The following is a 17193-nucleotide window of genomic DNA, read 5'->3' as shown; positions in this document are numbered from 1 at the left end:
TACTTCAAAGCTTGTAACAAAATAATAAAAATTAAACTGTATCTTTAGGAATTACAATTATTGCTATTTGCTATTCACAACTTTTTAGGTGCTCTGTGACTTCTTTCACCGAAACATACCCTTTTTGATTGTCCCAGGAGTTAAGTATGTAAGTAGTGATCTGTGCTATTTCCAGATCTGTAAGTTCAGTATTAGCAGGCATGTTATGATTATAAGAATCTCCGTTAACCACAATATTTCCCTCTAATCCAAACTTAATCAGGCAAACCGTACGACCGACATCCTCCAGCATGTAATCTGAACTGGCAAGAGGTGGTATTAACATTTCTAACCCACTGCCATCATTTTGATGACAATTACTACAGTGCTGAGTATACAGTTGCTGCCCATAAACCATATATTGCTTGAAATGCATTTTTTCTACACTATTTAAGTTCCTGATAGCTGCATTTTCATGGTTACTATCACAACCAATAAAAGTTAGAAAAACGAAGAGAAAAGGGAATAATAAGATATGCTTCTTACCCATATATGTTAGACACCTCTATCTTTATTGCGGTACTCATTTAGTAATTTTTCCATGTCTTTGATCAGGATATCTACCTTTTCCTCTTTAGTGCCATCATACATTCCACGAACGTGCCCCTCCTTGTCTACTAAAATAAAAGCACCACTATGTATAAAGCCACCTGGTTCTTCATCATCTTCCATCGCAGTGACCATGTAGCTATTGAGGCCCATCTCATAAATTTTTTCCTTCTCGCCGGTCACAAAATGCCATTTGTCACTTGATACACCCAGCCGTTCAGCATAATCATGTAATAGTGCAACGGTATCATGCTGAGGATCTATAGTGTGAGATAAAAGTACAACTTCATCTTCTTCCTTGAATGCCTCATATACTCTTAACATTTGTGTCTTCATCACTGGACAGATAGTAGGGCAAGAAGTAAAGAAAAAATCAGCTACATAGATTTTATCATCAAATGTGGAGGGTGTAATAACACTACTATCCTGATCCACAAAGCGAAAATCAGATACCTGATGATAAATAGTATCCACCACACTCTGATCGTTAATAGTTTTTTCAACATAATTATGCCTACCTAAATATGGAAGGGAAGATGATTCTGTTTTTCCAGAGTCTATAGAGCAAGCAACAAAAGTGCTATTGATCAACAAAATAGATAGGTAAAATAGGGTTTTTGGGCTCATCTGAATTTTTGTTTTGCAAGTTATTTTCAAACAAACAATAAACAAGTTGAATTCAAGAATCTGCTGATTATTTTTTGACCACCAAACTTAATCCCCTGAGGTAGCAACCAAAAAAGTCTGTGAGAAAATTTCACAGCCCTTCAATTGGTTTTTTATATTCTGTCACGTAAGGGAAGATTGATAAAAAAGTTGGACCCATTATCTTCCTGGCTCTCATACCAGATACTCCCCTGGTGTCTCTCTATGATATTTTTGGCTAAATATAAGCCTAAGCCACTTGACTCCTCACCCATTGTGCCCCTTCTGGTAGCCTTACTAAACTTATTAAAAATGTATGGCCTCAGTTTTTTTGGAATACCTATTCCCTGATCAGATACTGAGATATTAGCTACATTAGCGTACTTTACCAATTTGACGACTACCTGACCATCAGTGTAAGAGAATTTACAAGCATTGGTTAGTAACTGCTCAAGTACTTTAGTGATTGCCTGCTCATCAATATAAATGTAGATTTCCTCATCAAGATCTTCATAAACAATCTTTATATTTTTCTCTTTAAAAGTCTGTGCAGGAAACTCGTCTACTATTTTTTTTATGATATGATTGAGTACTACAGTTTTAGGTGCCTGTTCATAATCATCGTCAAAACAGGAATCCACTGAGATCATATTGTGAATGATACTTTTTATTGAATCGCAATCCCTTTCAATAGTCTGAAAAAACTTTCGGCTATCTTCATCCAGATCTTTTTCAAAATTTTTGTAAAGAGTATAGTTACAAGAACGAATTCTGGCTAACATACCTTTGAGATCACGACCTATTTGGACTAATATCTCTTCATTGGTTTCGGCACTTTTGATCATCAGCGGAAATTTATGTTACTGTAATCATTGTTTGTTTTCACAAGTTTAATAAAGCAATGACAAAAAAAACTTTAAAAACAGCCGCTGAACTGCCAATGTAATTTCTTGCTTCACAAAAAAGTGCATTTTTATTTTATTAAGAATTGCTGTTAAATATTCTCATGAATAAATGAAGCAGGATTCATTACCAACACCGAATAGAGGAAAGGGTGAATTCCATATCCAAAAAACAAAAGTTAATCTAAAGTATTACCTCTTGACAAATCTTGTATCAGTACAAAAAAGTAAAACAATCCAGTTATGTGATAGCGGATTGTAGGTGAATATTATTCGTTTAATCGTTGATAGCTCAGCTTAACCTCTGCCTCATTCCCTTAAAATATAAATAAGGGATAAATAATATGGCATTAATACTGCCTGACTGAATCAAATACAAGCTTAAGCGCAATAATGTCATTAAATCCTTTTAAATTGATATAAATATTTAAGGGATACTATGTCTGATTGCAAGAAAACACATTTGATATTAAAAATCTTGCCCGAATCAGTTTACATTTCCTGCTTTAGCGTACACTAATACTCACATACTAAACCTTAAACTATGAACTACACTTCTAGACCTACAATTTTATGGGCTCTACTTTCCTTGTGCTTATTTGTTTCCTGTGAAGAACTTTGTGATTGTGACCCTAAGCCCTGCCTGTTTTCTTATGATGGTGTTTCATATACTAAAACCACCACTGGTGAGCAGTTAATATCTCCTACATTTACTGAGGGTGAATCAGAAGGAACGTTTAGTGCTTCACCCAATACCCTAGTCTTAAATGATACAACGGGTGTAATCAACATTAACACCAGTGATCCGGGGGAGTATACCATTACTTATACACCCGAAAATGGCGACCCTGATTGCAGCACCACAATAGTAATACAGGAAGCTGAGCCAGTAATCACAGAATGTAAACTTGATTATGGTAAAATCTTATTTATTCCGGGAGAAGATATGTTTGCATCCCCTCAAAATTCAGATCAAAAGGAATTTACAGGAACATTTAGCGCAAAGCCAAACGGACTGGATATTGATCCCGAAACAGGAATAATCAACATAGATTTAAGTGAGCCAGGATTACTTTATGAAGTAAGCTTTATTTCTGAGGATGGCCTTACAAGATGTACAACTCAAATTTTGATTGCTGGTATTGACTATCCCGATGTGATAATTGATTTCAGCAACCCTGAAGAGACTTCTCTCATTGAACCTGCCATAAATCGGAATAATCCGGATTTTGAAGCAGCCATAGATTTTGATCCGCAAGGTCAGGTTCAGGAGCAGGGTATTTCATTTGCAGAAACTGATGAGGATACGCCTCCAGGTACCATCAACCTCCGTCAGACTTTTATCAACCTTGAACTATTGGGAGTAGAAATCACGGACGGGTTCACCCGAGAGTTCATTGTTCCATATATCTACAGAGGTGGGAATACAGTCGTGGAAGGAAGCATACCTATTCAAATATACTGGTTTGAAGAGGAAGTCCCTGAGGAACTTCAACAATGGATCGGTAGAAAAAATCAGGAATCAAACAATGGACGTATGATGCACCGACATTCTATTATGGTTGGTGTGAATAAATTTCAGTAAACCTATTAGTATGTATGTACTTATCAAGACTGCTTACTTTTTTTATTCTATTACTGTGCTTATGTACTTTTAAAATACATGCACAAAAACTGCGTACGGAGGAGGCTCATCGCCTCTTTCATACTGCAGATAGTCTTTTTCATCTCCCTGATGCTACTCCTGATACGGATAGCCTGTCAATACTCAATTTTCAGCAAGCCATTCAAAGTTTTGGAGAAGACAGCTTACAGCTTCAGGTAGAAGCACATCAAAAAATCGGTAACCTTTACGAAATGAACCTACTTTTTGACAGTGCTTTATACCATTACAAAAGCTCTTTGCGCAAAGCGCAATTGCTTGCTCCACCCGCTGATACATTGAAGTTTTATGCTAACCTGTACTGTGGAGATGCATTTCAATACCTGGAAATGTTTGATTCTGCCCAGTACTTTTATAGTCAAGCAGAAGTTAATATCCCTCCCAATATCAAAGAAGCAGAATCAGCCCGGCTTTATAATTCATCTGGTCTCTTGCAATTTCATGTAGGAAACTACCAGCAAGCAATAAATTATCTTGAAAAGGGTGCTTCATTGCTAAGGAACAATCCGTACGCAGAATTTATTATTAAAAATAATCTTGCCATAGCATACGATAAGCTCAGAAAATATAATACATCCATTCCTATCTATAAATCTCTGCTTTCAAATAAAAATATTCCTGAAGCCATATATCAGAATATAGGTAAAGCATACGGTGAACTGGGTAAGTACGACAGTGCTAAACTGTATCTTCTTAAAGCCACTTTTAGTCAAAATATTGACACTAAACTTGCTGCATTAAATAATCTCGGAAATGTCTATTTTCAAAAAAATCAGACGGATTCTGCGAGATACCTCTATCAGCGTTCAATAGAAACTAACCAAGCTTATTCAAACCAATCTCGGATCAATCTGGGGGGCGCATTCATAGGTTTAGCTACAATAGAATTGCACAATCGTGAAGCAGAAGAGTCTTTAATACTATATCAGAGGGCTTTAAATACTATTGCTTTCAATTTTGATAATCAGGATTATTACACCAACCCTGAAAATCTATTCTCAGGATTATCTCTTCTTACTCTCTTCAATATTTATGAAGGTAAAGGAAATGCCTTTAAGTCTTTGTACGCTCAAAATGCTTCTCTTACCGCTTTAGAAGCATCCTTACAAAATTATGATAATGCAATTCAAGTAGCGAGGTATATTCAGAAAACTTATGATAATGATGAGGCTAAGCTTTTTCTGGTGCAGAACGTTTACCCTGTCTATGAAATTGCAATCAGCACTGCATATCAACTTTACAGATTAACCAAAGATCAAAAATACGTTGACTTGGCATTTCAGTTTTCTGAGAACAGTAAAGCTGCGATACTCTCAGAAATTCTCGATGATCTGGATATCAAATCCACTTTACCGAATATTGATAGTTTAATACAAGCAGAAAAGCGGCAAAAACAACAAATTTCTCAATTAAGGCTCAGACTGATTGAATCTCAGGACTCAAGTGAAAACAGTAGCCTCAAGACCAAATTAAACGATCTGGAAATCAATCTCTCCCGAACACTTAGATCATTACAATCTGATGAAAAGTATTTTAGACTAAAATATCAGGAGGATACAATTCATGCATCCGATATTCAGCGTACTTTGCTGGATCAAGATGATGCTCTGCTTGAATACTTTTTAGGAAAAGACAGTCTCTACTGCTTTCTGCTGACTAGAGATAATTTCTTGCTAAAAGTGCAACATGTAGACTCTGCATTTTTTCAGGCTATACAGCTTGTTCAATCTGAGCTCTATCAATACCAGATGGGACAAGCTTACAAAGAAAGTGAACAAGCCTACATATTATACCAAAAACTGATTGAACCTTTTGAAAAAGAAATTTCTGGCAAAGAAAAATTAATTATCGTTCCGGATGGGCAGTTGAACTATATTCCTTTTGAGATGCTCAATGATGCCCCAATTTCAAATCATTATTTGATCTATGACTACGCCTTTAGTTACGCTTATTCTGCATCTCTTCTAGAAGACGCAGTACGCACTCGTAAAGCAAAGGAGTCTAATGGAATACTTGCGATGGCCCCTTTTGCCGGTGACGAAGAAGGTAATATTCGTAGTAATGGTTTCAGCCTATTATTTGGCTCCAAAGAAGAAGTGGAAAATATCGGAGGAAGCATTTACCTTGAAAACCAGGCAACTAAACGTCTGTTTCTTGAGCTTGTAAGCTCCTATGGAATTATTCATCTGGCAACACATGCCAGCATAGATAATAATGACCCTTTACAGTCATTTATAGCATTTTATCCCGACGAAGATGAGTCTCTAGCCGGTTACCGGCTTTATACACAGGAATTGTACAATCTACAGTTGGACAGTGTCAAGCTGGTGGTTTTAAGTGCATGTGAAGCAGGAAATGGTCAGTTGGTAAAAGGAGAAGGGATAATCAGTCTGGCGCGGGCTTTTGCCTATGCTGGCTGTCCTAACATCGTGACTACGCTTTGGAAAGCACAGGATAAATCTACGGCTACAATTGCCGCTAACTTACACGATTACCTTAAGCGAGGTTTTCCTAAGGACAAAGCGCTGCGTCAGGCAAAACTGGATTACCTTAATGCTGACGATATTCACCCTCTGCTGAAAACGCCTTATTACTGGGCAAATTTCGTTTTCATTGGTGATACTGCCCCTATTTACGAAAGTTCAGGGACCTGGCTTTGGTGGCTAATGTTGGGTTTGATACTGCTGGGAGGGGTATATTGGCTAGTTAAAAAGACTTTCCTTAAACTGAAGTAACTTAAGCTTCAACATAAAGGAGCTACTTATTAAATTGTCATAATAAGGATAATTCTCATCTAAATCTTTTAAAATAGGCAGCGCCTGATTGTATTCACCTGTTCTAATATAAGTTAATGCCAGCTTATAAGAAGATTCCTGTTTTAAAAAATCATTGTCATTATCTAATTGATTATTAGCCAGAACTTTCTGGTAAATATTAATTGCTTCATCATACTGATTAAGCTGAAGATAAGATGCGGCGGCAAAATAAAGCTCTAGTGAAGTGGGAGTTTCAAGATTTCTAAAAATTTCAGTAGCCTGACTAAAATTATTTTGTTGATAAGCATCCAGCAAAGCAGTCTGGCTGGCCGTTTCACCACCTCCCCTTGTTACTTCACTCAAATCACTCAACGCTATATTGTCTGCATACAAATCTTCTGAGCTTACCATCACCATTTGCACAGCTACAAATGCTACTAATAACAGAGAAAATCCTGCTGCGACCCGATAACTATACTGTAAAAAAGAAAGCTTTCTGATTTTAGTTTCAGCCCTGCCTTTAGGTTCATCACTTTCAGGAATTATACTTTCGGAAGGAGGTCTTTCTTCATCATCTTCCTGTAAAATGCGTTCCCGAATCTGCTTAATTTCCATTCTTAAGCCTCTTTGAAGAACTGCTTCTCTCGCTATGTCGGTGTTTTCAACGTTTTCTCGTAGGTTGGCATCCTGAGCTAGCTGATACTCAAAGGATTTTTGTTCATCCTCTGTCATCTTACCCTGCAGGTAACGATCTATTTTTTCTGCCAATTGTATTGCTTGATCATCCATGGACAAATAAACTTTTAAAGTGCTGTTTCATATCTTCATTTGCGTCCAGTAAGGCATGCATTTTTTTCATGCACTTGTATTTCATATTACGGGCGATTTGTTCGTTTTCGTATCCCATTTCCTGGTATATTTCTTTCATAGGCATATCCTGATAGTAAAACAGATTAAGGATCTTTTGACAGTTCTCACCCAGTTGGGCTACCAATGAAGCTACCTGTTTTTTAACTTCATTTTCTCGCAAACTTACGTGTATACTTTCTTCAATTTTTGGATTTTCATCATAATACTTAGTTTCACGATGTATTGCGCGGTTACGCCTTTTCAATTCATTGAGCCAAAGGTTTCGCATAATGGCATATAAAAAAGTCTTCACCTTGCTATCCCCTCTAAACTTTCCTTCTCTCACAGTTCCCATGAATACAACTATGCATTCCTGAAAAATATCTTCTGCATCTTGGTCATTTCCATTATTACTCCTGACATAACTGGCCAGGCTTTCAAAATAATTTGCGTATAAAAAACGCACAGTAGGCTCAATCTTTTTACCGTCTCTAATACTATCAATGATAGTTTGATCAGAAACCTGATTTACTGCCTTTTTCATTGCTATTGGTTAGTAGGTGCTGAAGCTTTGTTTGTAACCAAAATACTGAAATAAATTAAGTTATGATATGATTTACAAGCTGAGTTGAGGAAATAGAGATTTAATTAAATATTTTCCATAGAGGTTACATTTATGGCCCGAACTTGACAAATGAGAAAAACCTCATGAAAACTTTTTTGTTAAGCAGTATCATCATACCCCTAATTATACTTTCTCTCGTTATACAGGCACATAACAATTTACAAAATGATGCCCTCCCTGAGTCCATCACGAAAATGATAGATACCCTGTCGCATAATAATAAGACGGTCAAAATGGTCTACGATGATCAAAAAGGGCAGGTATTCTGGCTGAGTTTTCTGGGAAATTTGCATACAGCAAATCAAAACGGCAGTACATACCGCCGTATTAACCAAGGGCAGCAATTATGGAAGGATGTGACATTTATAGAAGACTTTTGTCTCAATGCATCTAAAGACAGCATTTATTTCACAGATCTGATGGACTTACAAAGTGGACACAGTGCTATTAAAATTACAGATGCAGAGGGGACTGTGGTAAAGGTTGTAGCCTCTTTAGAGAATGAAATTCCATACCATATTTCATTCTCTCCTGAGCAGCAGATGTTATTTTATTTATCCAAAGTACGCAGAAATGGCATATACACTTATCGTCTGAGATTTGTAAATCTAAATAACAGTGAAAAAGGGACCCTGTACAGCTCTTCTACAAGGATCACTCAGCTAGATTTTGATAAGGCCAATAGAGCCATCAATATTCAAAACCAAAGCAATGAGCAGTTTGCTTTTTCAGCAAATTTGTAAAATCTTCAGGGCATTTCCTGCAGCATTTATGCATGCGCGAGCTTTGTTTGATCAGGCTTATAGTTTTTTATTTCACCCTCAGGCGTTATTAAATATGCTTTCTCAGCATGGTCTAAAATCACCTCGGGATCATCAGAATATGCTTCAACGATGGTATAATTATTATTACCAAAATGATTATCAAGGCAGCGAACCTTCTCTTCTCCCTTACATGCCTGTCCATCAATCTTATAAGTATTATTTACGTACTTAGTTTTCGTATAAAAGTAATGGTCCACATCAAATCGCTCAAATAGTGGACGCATATACACATCCAGTCCGCCGGAAATACAGATTACCTTTACATTCTCTTTTTTCAACTCTTCTACTCTTTTCATCAGCTTCTCATTGAAATATTGCGGAAACTCAATGTGCCAGTATTCCTGGGCATATTTTTTTACAGCTTCTGGTGATAGATTATCCAGGTAATTGAAAAAGTTTTCCTTAAACTCAGTTTGATTGATTAATCGTGCCTTACCGATAATCTTGAAAATGATCAGTTGAAAAATATTCAGAAGTTTATACCCCTTCTTAAAGCAGATATATTTAAAAAATTCTTCCTTTGAAGATTTGCGATAGAGTGTTCCGTTGATATCAAAAACAGCTACCTTATAATGATTTTGATCAGCCATGAAAATTTGAAAAAATTACTATTTCAGTAAAAAAAATTAGTAGCAGATTACTATTTCAGATAAATAACAATAGCTTTCTAAGCTTGTTTTCTAAATGGAAAAATTATTTCTTTTAACCATGCGAAAAATCATATTCCTATCATTATGTATTATTTATTTATGCTCAACCCCTACTTTAGCTCAGGAAGAAAATTCTCCCGACACCCTCACGGTTGGGATTAAACCTCTTGTGCCCTTTGTAATTGATAATGCCGACAGTGTTTATAGCGGGATAAGTATCCTTTTTTTTGAGAAGGTAGCTGAGGACTTAAATTTAACCTTTCAATATAAACCTTATGAGAATCTTGATGCGCTGCTAGATGCAGTATCTGCTAGTGAAGTTGACCTGGCTGTTGGTGCCATTACGATTACTGATGAAAGAGAAACAAGAATGGATTTTACGCACTCCTACTTTTCCTCTGGCATGGGCGTAGTCATGCGTCAGGGCCAGCAAGGAATCTTTCACCAACTCATGAATATAGCTTCCTGGGACTTTGTAAAAGCCGCTGGCGTCCTCTGTCTTGTCATTTTGATCTTCGGTATTTTGTTGTGGCTGTTTGAAAGAAAAAGGAATAAAGAAATGTTTGGAAAAGGACGTATGCGCGGAATAGGAAGCTCTTTTTGGTGGTCAGCAGTAACGATGACTACAGTAGGCTATGGTGATAAGGCTCCCATCACTGCCGGTGGTAGAGCTATTGCCTTTGTTTGGATGTTTACGGCTATTGTAATTACTTCTACGCTTACTGCCGCTATAGCCTCTTCCCTCACTGTGAATACATTAAGTCAAAATATTGAATCAATTGAAGACCTTGCCAATGTGAAAGTAGGAACGGTGAGAGGCAGCAATAGTGAAGAGTACCTTACCAGGGAGGGTATATTTGCAACGTTATTTGATACTACTGAAGATGCGTTGCAAGCACTGCAAAACGAAGAATTAAAGGTAGTGATCTATGATAAGCCTATTCTTCAATATTTATTAAATCAAACAGATGCATATGAAGACCTCGAGATTTTACCCAGAAGAATACTTCCTAGTAATTACGGCTTTGCAATCCCTGAAGATAGCCCGCTTCGCAATGACCTGAATGTGATTATACTGAGAAAGCTCACTTCACCTGAATACCGAAGTATCATCAATCGATATATAGGTAGAGATAATATCGAATAAACTAATAAGCAAACAACATCACTACACCCTGATTTATACCCAACAGTATAATTTATTCTGATTTTTTTTAAATATTACAATGTTTTGTTATTACCCATCTTGATTTGAGCACTGCCTGTTTTGATCATACTTTTATTGATCATTTACTCACGAGTTCAAAGAAAGATGAAAGCTAAATTATTAGACTGGCTTGAGAAGAAAGGGATCAACTTCTTCATGTCCTTAGTGATCCTAACCATTATTTTTGGTGCTTTATTTACTTTTTACAGTCGCTACATCATAGAGGAACAACAGATAAAAAGTAAACATGCTCAAAAAGTTCTGCTTGATCTCAAACAGCTTAGCACATATATCATGCTGGCTGATGTAGGGGTGAGAGGCTATATGCTGGTTCAGGAAGAACGGTTTATTGCTCCTTTTGAATTTGCAAAAGGGTCTTATTTACATACCCTGAATAGTATAGAACAAACCCTCATCTCCCAAAATTATGGCGAGTTGGATAGCATGCAGATTATTAAAGAGGATATGAGTGCTTACATGCAGCTTTTGGACAATATGTATGATTTAGCATATAAAGGCGAAAATGAAGCAGCACTCTCCATTTTGTACAAAGATAAGGGCCATAGTCTGATGCAAAACTATGGTCGATTTAGTAATAAGATAAATAAATATGAAGAAGCAGTACTCAAGGATACCAATATAAGAGCCGGTTTATACATTGATTTGATTGGATACATCCAATGGTTGCTTTTGATACTGGGATTACCAACTTTACTATTAGTGATATTTAGGATTAGAAGAAGTGAAAGGTCTCGCAAAGCACTCTTTAAACAACTTGCCATAAGTAATAAGAAATATATTTTTGATTCCGGTACTGATGAACTAGCATTGAACGAAGAGAGCATCATAGATAGCATTATTAAAAACCTGAGGCAAGCTTCTGAGTTCATCAAAAAAATCACTTCAGGTGACCATAATGTTCAATGGATAGGTTTAGATGATAACAATCGGGATTTAAACAAAGACAACCTGGCTGGAGAGTTGATTCAAATGCGTGAGCAAATGAAAAAAGTTAAAGAAGAGGATAATAGGCGTATATGGTCAACAGAAGGCTTGTCTATTGCCGCTGAAATTACCAGAAAATATCAGCATAATACAGATGAACTAGGGAATAAGTTGGTCACAAAAGTAGTACAATATTTAAATGCTAACCAGGCAGCCTTATTTGTACTAAATGATGAAGATGAAAATCATAAGCAGCTTGACCTCATTGCCTGCTATGCCTATGATCGCAAGAAATACCTGAAGAAAAGTATTGATATTGGCGAAGGGTTAGTGGGGCAAGCCTATCTGGAAGCAGATACCATTTATTTGACAGAAATACCGAATGACTATGTTTACATCACTTCAGGTTTAGGAAAGGCTACCCCCTCTAGTATTCTGATCATACCACTCAAATATAACGAGCATGTAATGGGTGTGCTTGAGATTGCGGCTTTTCAACCTTTTAAAAAATATCAGATTGAGTTCGCTGAAAACCTTGGTGAAATCATTGCTTCCACACTTTCTACGGTCAAAACGAATGAAAAAACCCGTATTTTACTGGAACAGTCACAGGAGCAGGCAGAAGAAATGCGTGCTCAGGAAGAAGAAATGCGGCAGAATATGGAAGAGCTTCAGGCTACGCAGGAAGAAATGCAAAGAAAAACCAAAGAGTATGAAGATGTCATAAATGAATACCAGCAAAAGCAGGATAATAACGTCACCCAATAAATGTTTTGCTGTCATTTAGTGAAGCCCTTCAGTATTCTGAAAGGGCTTTTTCATTTCTGAGTAGGTTGGCGGGCGATCTTACCCTACTATAGAGTATCTACATTTTGAGGCATTTGGTGAGCATAGTGATCTGAGCGCTAGGGTAAGAAAAGTCCTCTATACTATTTACCCAAGTTAATAATACCATTTCATCCTATATTTGCACTGGTTTTTTGTCTAAAAGGAGGTCGGGAATGCGTTGATTAAATTCATTTTTAAACTCTTCGGCTAAGTTGTATACTTGTTGAATAAGCTTGTTTTGATTATTAATGGGCCTCATTCTTCAAATTCTTTATTCCTTTTCCGAAAATCGGGCTACCCCCTACCCCCTACCCCCTACTCCACACAATACCCATTGCCTGACACTATTGCATAAATGAAAGAGTAAGTTAACCTATACTTAATTATTTTCATCTGGCTAATGCCATTTATCCGCTTCAATGAGCAGACTTAATCATTTTTTAAAACTTAGTATGGATTCACCCAGTACAAGGCGCTCAAATTCTTCTACGAACAAGTCATTGATTTACTTTCCCAGATTATATCTCATCATGATTATATGAGTAAATAGTTAGTAGCGGTCCAGCCAAGAGCATTTTTTACTTCGCGTCAATATTTATAGATCAATTCAAAAAAAATCTCATTTTGTCTGTAACTTTTACTCTGCTCGCTTGTCTTGCCCATGAATATGCTACTGGAAGAGTTTAAACATAGCGTCCTCCCTATAAAAAATAAGCTTTACCGCTTTGCCTTACGCTATTTAGGTAATGAAGACGAAGCCAAGGATGTGGTTCAGGAGGTCTTCATTAAGGCCTGGGACAGGCGTGCAGACCTACACCTCTATCGCAGTGTGGAGGCCTGGTGTATGAAGCTCACCCGTAACATTTCACTCAACAAACTAAAGTCCGGACACTACAGTAAAACAGAGGTACTTGAAGATGGGCTAACACTGACTTTTCAAGTTCAGTCACCCTACGAAAGTACTGAAACTCAGGATATGCTGGACAACATCCAGCGTTTTATGAAACAGCTACCGCCCTTGCAAAAGCAGGTGTTGGAATTACGTGACGTAGAAGGCTATTCGTATGATGAAATCAGTGAGATCCTGAATGTCAGCCCGGGACAGGTTAAAATTAATTTGTTCAGGGCCAGACAAAGCTTGAAAAAGAATCTGCAAAGCATTAATGCCTATGGAATTACAAAAAATTGAACAGCTACTGGACAAGTACTGGGATGGAGATACCAGCCTGGAAGAGGAGCAGATACTACAAAACTTCTTTACTGAAGTAGAAGTACCTGAACACCTGCAAGGCGTGGCCATATTGTTCAGGAAACTCAGAACTGACCGTCAGTTTAAAACTCTGGATGATCGCTTTGATGAAACCATTATTCATAAAATTGAGAAATCGGATTCTGCCTGGAGTTTTAGAACGCTCCTGAGAATAGCCGCTGCAGTGACTTTATTGTTGCTTTCTGTTTTTCTGGTAAAAGATTATATCTATGACCAAACAGGAGAAACAGCTGAAGTACCAGAAAATCTTGAAAACTCTTATGAAGACCCAAAGCTGGCCTATGAACAGACTAAGCAGGCACTCTTACTCATCTCAAGCATGATGAATGAAGGCGCACAGCACATAGAAAAATTAGAAAATTTTAGTGACGCACAGGAAAAAGTCAAAGAAAACACATTATGAAATGTGCTGACACAAAATTCTTTATGAGAATTCAAATATTTGAAGGGCATGCCATCCCGGCGGGGAATCGCTCACCATTAAAAAGTAACATTAATATGAAAAAGCTTATAATAACGATCATTGCAATGCAACTGCTTGCCTTCAGTGTGCAGGCACAAAATTCAGCCATCGCTTCTCTGTTTAATAAATATGCAGACAATGAAGACTTTACCAAGGTCACAATTAATAGTAAGATGTTTGATCTCTTCACTGAGTTTGAACCTGATGATCCGGATACTAAGGAGATGGCTAATGCCATTAGTAAACTCAAAGGACTGAAAATCCTCGCTGCAGATAGTATCGGAAATGCGCAAAAGTACTATAAAGAAGCTAAAGCTAGTATCCAGAACAGTAAATTTGAAGAGCTGATGTCTATCCGTGATGGCAAAGACGATATGATTTTCATGATACAGGAAGAAGGAGGAAAAATCAGTGAACTGCTGATGCTGGTAGGTGGAGACTACAAATTTGTAGCCATGAGTCTCTTTGGCGAAATTGATCTCAAACAGATATCCAAATTATCCAAAGGCATGAATATTAATGGCATGGAATACCTTGAAAATATAGACGAGAAGAAAGGAAAGCAGTAAATGATCAATTGTAGGCACGTGATAAATACGTGCCCTACGAATGAACTTCCACCTTCATGTATCCACTTCAACCCAATCCAAGATGAAACCATTTTTGATTGCAGCATTAACCTTCATCTTCTGCCTGGAGAGCCATGCCCAAAGCAAAGCCGTTAGCAAGTTTTTAGAAAAGCATAAGCCCAACACTTCGCTATATTTTTATCCAAGTACACTACGAATGATCAACTTGGAACACAACCCTGATTATCAGCGATTGGTCCGCCATATTAAAAAGCTAAGCTTCCTGACTTTTGAGAAGAGGAGCTCAAATTTAAGCAGATCAGATTTTCAGGAGTTGAAGAAACAATTAGCTTCAGAGAAGTTTGAAGAGTTGTTCACCATGGATGACCAGGGTAACCATATACATCTGTACGCTCTAGGAGATGAGCCTGAAGCATATATCTCATTAGTGGAAAATGAAAGCTCACTGATGCTTTTTGACATGCAGGGAGCCCCTCATCTTCCCTCTCTGATGAAGCTGATCCAAAGTGATTTTAACTTTGGAAAGATTGCTGAATTATCTAGCCAGCTTTTTAAAGATGATGATCAAATAGAGGTAAAACACCAACCGAAATGAGCTTGAACTCTACATTGTCAATACAGGATTTGCACAAACGCTACGGCAAAATACATGCGGTTAACGGACTTTCCCTGGACGTTGAGGAAGGTTCGGTTTTCGGCATTCTGGGACCCAACGGAAGCGGTAAGTCTACTACGCTTGGTATTCTGCTGGATGTGGTTACCAAAGACAGTGGTACCTTTCAATGGTTTGGCCAGCCCCCTTCTACCGAGGTACGCAAACAAATCGGAGCAATTCTGGAAACACCTACCTTTTATCCCTATCTCTCAGCCGTTCAGAACCTGAAGGTTGTAGCCACAATCAAAAGCGTTGATCACAAAAGGATAGAGCAGGTGCTGAAAACAGTGGGTCTGCTGGAACGTAAAGATGATGCTTTCAGGCATTATTCCTTAGGCATGAAGCAGCGTCTCGCCATCGCTTCGGCACTTCTGGCTGACCCTCAAGTCATGATATTGGATGAACCTACCAATGGCTTAGACCCTCAGGGTATTGCTGAGATTCGTCAGTTGATCATAGAGATAGCAGGGAGAGGAAAAACCATTATACTGGCCAGTCACCTGCTGGATGAAGTGCAGAAAGTATGTTCGCACTTTGCTATTCTAAAAAGAGGAAAGAAAATTTACAGTGGCAGTGTAGCAGAAGTTCTTCATGGTTCGGATACGGTGGAAGTGGCCGCTACTGATATGGAGCAATTACAAAAAATCGCTGCCGAGTTTCCTCACACCAAAGCTATAGTCAGAGAAAACGGTCACCTTAAATTACAACTGGATCAAGGTCAAAACAGTGGAGACCTCAATCGCTATCTTGTGGAAAAAGGGATGATCATATCTCACCTAAGGCAACAGACCAAAAGCCTGGAAAAACAATTTTTAGAACTCTTAGCCTCATCCCATGAATAGATTACTCACCATAGAATGGCTCAAACTGAAGCACTACCGACCTTTCTGGATATTGACAGGGCTGTATTTTCTGCTACTCTCTCTGGTATGTTCAGGCATGATGTTCTACTTTGAATATCTGGAAAGCCGCGGAGCCTCCTTTGAAGGCATCACCCCAAGCATGATTCCCTTTTATGACTTTGCCGACATCTGGCACAATATCACCTATCTGGCTACTTTCTTTAAAATATTTTTGGGGTTTGTTGTCGTCATTTCTATTTGCAATGAATGGAGTTTCCGCACGATCCAACAAAATATTATTGATGGCCTGGACAAGTGGGAGTTTTTGGCTTCCAAACTGATCATCTTATTTCTACTCGCCCTGGTCAATGTGTTTTTCATTTTTATACTAGGGCTAATATTAGGCAGCATCTATTCTCCGGTAATTGGCCTGGATGTGATGTTTATCAACTTTGAGTTTATACCCGCCTATTTTCTGGATGTTTTTGTGTTCCTAATTTTCTCCTTGTTTGTAGGTATGCTCATCAAGAAAACCGGCTTTGCGATTGTATTGCTGGCGCTGTACGGATTATTCATTGAGCCAATCGGCGTGCTTATTCTATCCAATGTATATGAGCAATATACTTTTTATGAATATTTCCCAATCAGCGCTATCAATAAGCTGATTACCTTGCCCTATACCAAGTACGCTTTTCAGGAAGTGAAAGATTATCTTGTATGGCATGAAGTGCTACTGGTACTAGCTTATTCTGTAGTTTTCCTCTACCTGAGTTTCCGTATTCTCAAGACCAGAGATGTAGCGTAGGGCCGGAGATAGATGGTTGGGTATTTGGCATTGCTTTCTTTTCTTCATGTCAATTCCCAACCATTTAAACATTCTGTCATTCATAA

Annotated in this window: 17 protein-coding genes; 11 read left to right on the top strand and 6 right to left on the bottom strand. The window is 37.8% G+C overall.

The features are described from left to right. Window positions 1-70 precede the first annotated feature (70 nt). From OKW21_RS06960 to OKW21_RS06950, 3 genes are all read right to left on the bottom strand, one after another. Window positions 71-415, bottom strand: a complete 345-nt coding sequence (locus OKW21_RS06960) for a c-type cytochrome (RefSeq protein WP_277478623.1) — start codon at window positions 413-415, stop codon at window positions 71-73. A gap of 119 nt (window positions 416-534) precedes the next feature. Beyond that, window positions 535-1215 (bottom strand): SCO family protein, encoded by a 681-nt coding sequence (locus tag OKW21_RS06955; RefSeq protein ID WP_277478620.1) that lies wholly within the window; start codon window positions 1213-1215, stop codon window positions 535-537. Window positions 1216-1367: 152 nt separating this feature from the next. Further along, on the bottom strand, window positions 1368-2078 hold the full coding sequence (locus OKW21_RS06950; protein ID WP_277478618.1) for a sensor histidine kinase: 711 nt from the start codon (window positions 2076-2078) through the stop codon (window positions 1368-1370). A gap of 601 nt (window positions 2079-2679) precedes the next feature. Between OKW21_RS06950 and OKW21_RS06945 the strand changes: the two genes are divergently transcribed. Together OKW21_RS06945 and OKW21_RS06940 are read left to right on the top strand one after the other, a co-directional pair. Next, window positions 2680-3720: a hypothetical protein gene (locus tag OKW21_RS06945; protein WP_277478617.1), complete on the top strand. Its 1041-nt coding sequence runs from the start codon at window positions 2680-2682 to the stop codon at window positions 3718-3720. A 14-nt stretch (window positions 3721-3734) separates the two neighbouring features. Further along, window positions 3735-6533: a CHAT domain-containing protein gene (locus OKW21_RS06940; protein ID WP_277478615.1), complete on the top strand. Its 2799-nt coding sequence runs from the start codon at window positions 3735-3737 to the stop codon at window positions 6531-6533. Here OKW21_RS06940 and OKW21_RS06935 read toward each other — a convergent pair. Next, window positions 6501-7343, bottom strand: coding sequence for a tetratricopeptide repeat protein (locus OKW21_RS06935; protein ID WP_277478611.1), 843 nt, complete (start codon window positions 7341-7343; stop codon window positions 6501-6503). The genes OKW21_RS06940 and OKW21_RS06935 overlap by 33 nt on opposite strands. Further along, window positions 7336-7947, bottom strand: a complete 612-nt coding sequence (locus OKW21_RS06930; RefSeq protein ID WP_277478608.1) for an RNA polymerase sigma factor — start codon at window positions 7945-7947, stop codon at window positions 7336-7338. The genes OKW21_RS06935 and OKW21_RS06930 overlap by 8 nt, the downstream gene beginning before the upstream one ends. A 164-nt stretch (window positions 7948-8111) precedes the next feature. Here OKW21_RS06930 and OKW21_RS06925 point away from each other — a divergent pair, with 164 nt between their 5' ends. Next, window positions 8112-8771: a hypothetical protein gene (locus OKW21_RS06925; RefSeq protein WP_277478605.1), complete on the top strand. Its 660-nt coding sequence runs from the start codon at window positions 8112-8114 to the stop codon at window positions 8769-8771. A gap of 26 nt (window positions 8772-8797) precedes the next feature. On the opposite strand, the gene OKW21_RS06920 is transcribed toward OKW21_RS06925, so the two are convergent. After that, window positions 8798-9442 (bottom strand): HAD family hydrolase, encoded by a 645-nt coding sequence (locus tag OKW21_RS06920; protein ID WP_277478603.1) that lies wholly within the window; start codon window positions 9440-9442, stop codon window positions 8798-8800. A gap of 94 nt (window positions 9443-9536) precedes the next feature. Between OKW21_RS06920 and OKW21_RS06915 the strand changes: the two genes are divergently transcribed. From OKW21_RS06915 to OKW21_RS06880, 8 genes are all read left to right on the top strand, one after another. Then, window positions 9537-10649 carry a transporter substrate-binding domain-containing protein gene (locus OKW21_RS06915; protein ID WP_277478601.1) on the top strand — a complete coding sequence of 371 codons (1113 nt, stop codon included), beginning with the start codon at window positions 9537-9539 and terminating at the stop codon, window positions 10647-10649. A 165-nt stretch (window positions 10650-10814) separates the two neighbouring features. After that, window positions 10815-12422 carry a CHASE3 domain-containing protein gene (locus OKW21_RS06910; protein WP_277478599.1) on the top strand — a complete coding sequence of 536 codons (1608 nt, stop codon included), beginning with the start codon at window positions 10815-10817 and terminating at the stop codon, window positions 12420-12422. A 721-nt stretch (window positions 12423-13143) separates the two neighbouring features. Next, window positions 13144-13671: an RNA polymerase sigma factor gene (locus tag OKW21_RS06905; protein WP_277478597.1), complete on the top strand. Its 528-nt coding sequence runs from the start codon at window positions 13144-13146 to the stop codon at window positions 13669-13671. Beyond that, the gene (locus tag OKW21_RS06900) at window positions 13652-14155 is read left to right on the top strand and encodes a hypothetical protein (RefSeq protein ID WP_277478595.1); all 504 of its coding nucleotides are present in this window, start codon (window positions 13652-13654) and stop codon (window positions 14153-14155) included. Before OKW21_RS06905 ends, OKW21_RS06900 begins: the two co-directional genes overlap by 20 nt. A gap of 95 nt (window positions 14156-14250) precedes the next feature. Further along, window positions 14251-14784 (top strand): DUF4252 domain-containing protein, encoded by a 534-nt coding sequence (locus OKW21_RS06895; protein WP_277478593.1) that lies wholly within the window; start codon window positions 14251-14253, stop codon window positions 14782-14784. 82 nt (window positions 14785-14866) lie between these two features. Continuing rightward, window positions 14867-15400, top strand: a complete 534-nt coding sequence (locus OKW21_RS06890; protein ID WP_277478591.1) for a DUF4252 domain-containing protein — start codon at window positions 14867-14869, stop codon at window positions 15398-15400. After that, window positions 15397-16302, top strand: coding sequence for an ABC transporter ATP-binding protein (locus OKW21_RS06885; protein ID WP_277478589.1), 906 nt, complete (start codon window positions 15397-15399; stop codon window positions 16300-16302). The genes OKW21_RS06890 and OKW21_RS06885 overlap by 4 nt, the downstream gene beginning before the upstream one ends. Continuing rightward, the gene (locus OKW21_RS06880) at window positions 16295-17107 is read left to right on the top strand and encodes an ABC transporter permease (protein WP_277478587.1); all 813 of its coding nucleotides are present in this window, start codon (window positions 16295-16297) and stop codon (window positions 17105-17107) included. The genes OKW21_RS06885 and OKW21_RS06880 overlap by 8 nt, the downstream gene beginning before the upstream one ends. Window positions 17108-17193: the final 86 nt, after the last annotated feature.

Source organism: Catalinimonas alkaloidigena, from assembly GCF_029504655.1.
GTDB lineage: Bacteria > Bacteroidota > Bacteroidia > Cytophagales > Cyclobacteriaceae > Catalinimonas > Catalinimonas alkaloidigena.
The sequence above is the reverse complement of the archived record's forward strand: the minus strand, read 5'-3'. Positions and strand labels throughout refer to the sequence as shown.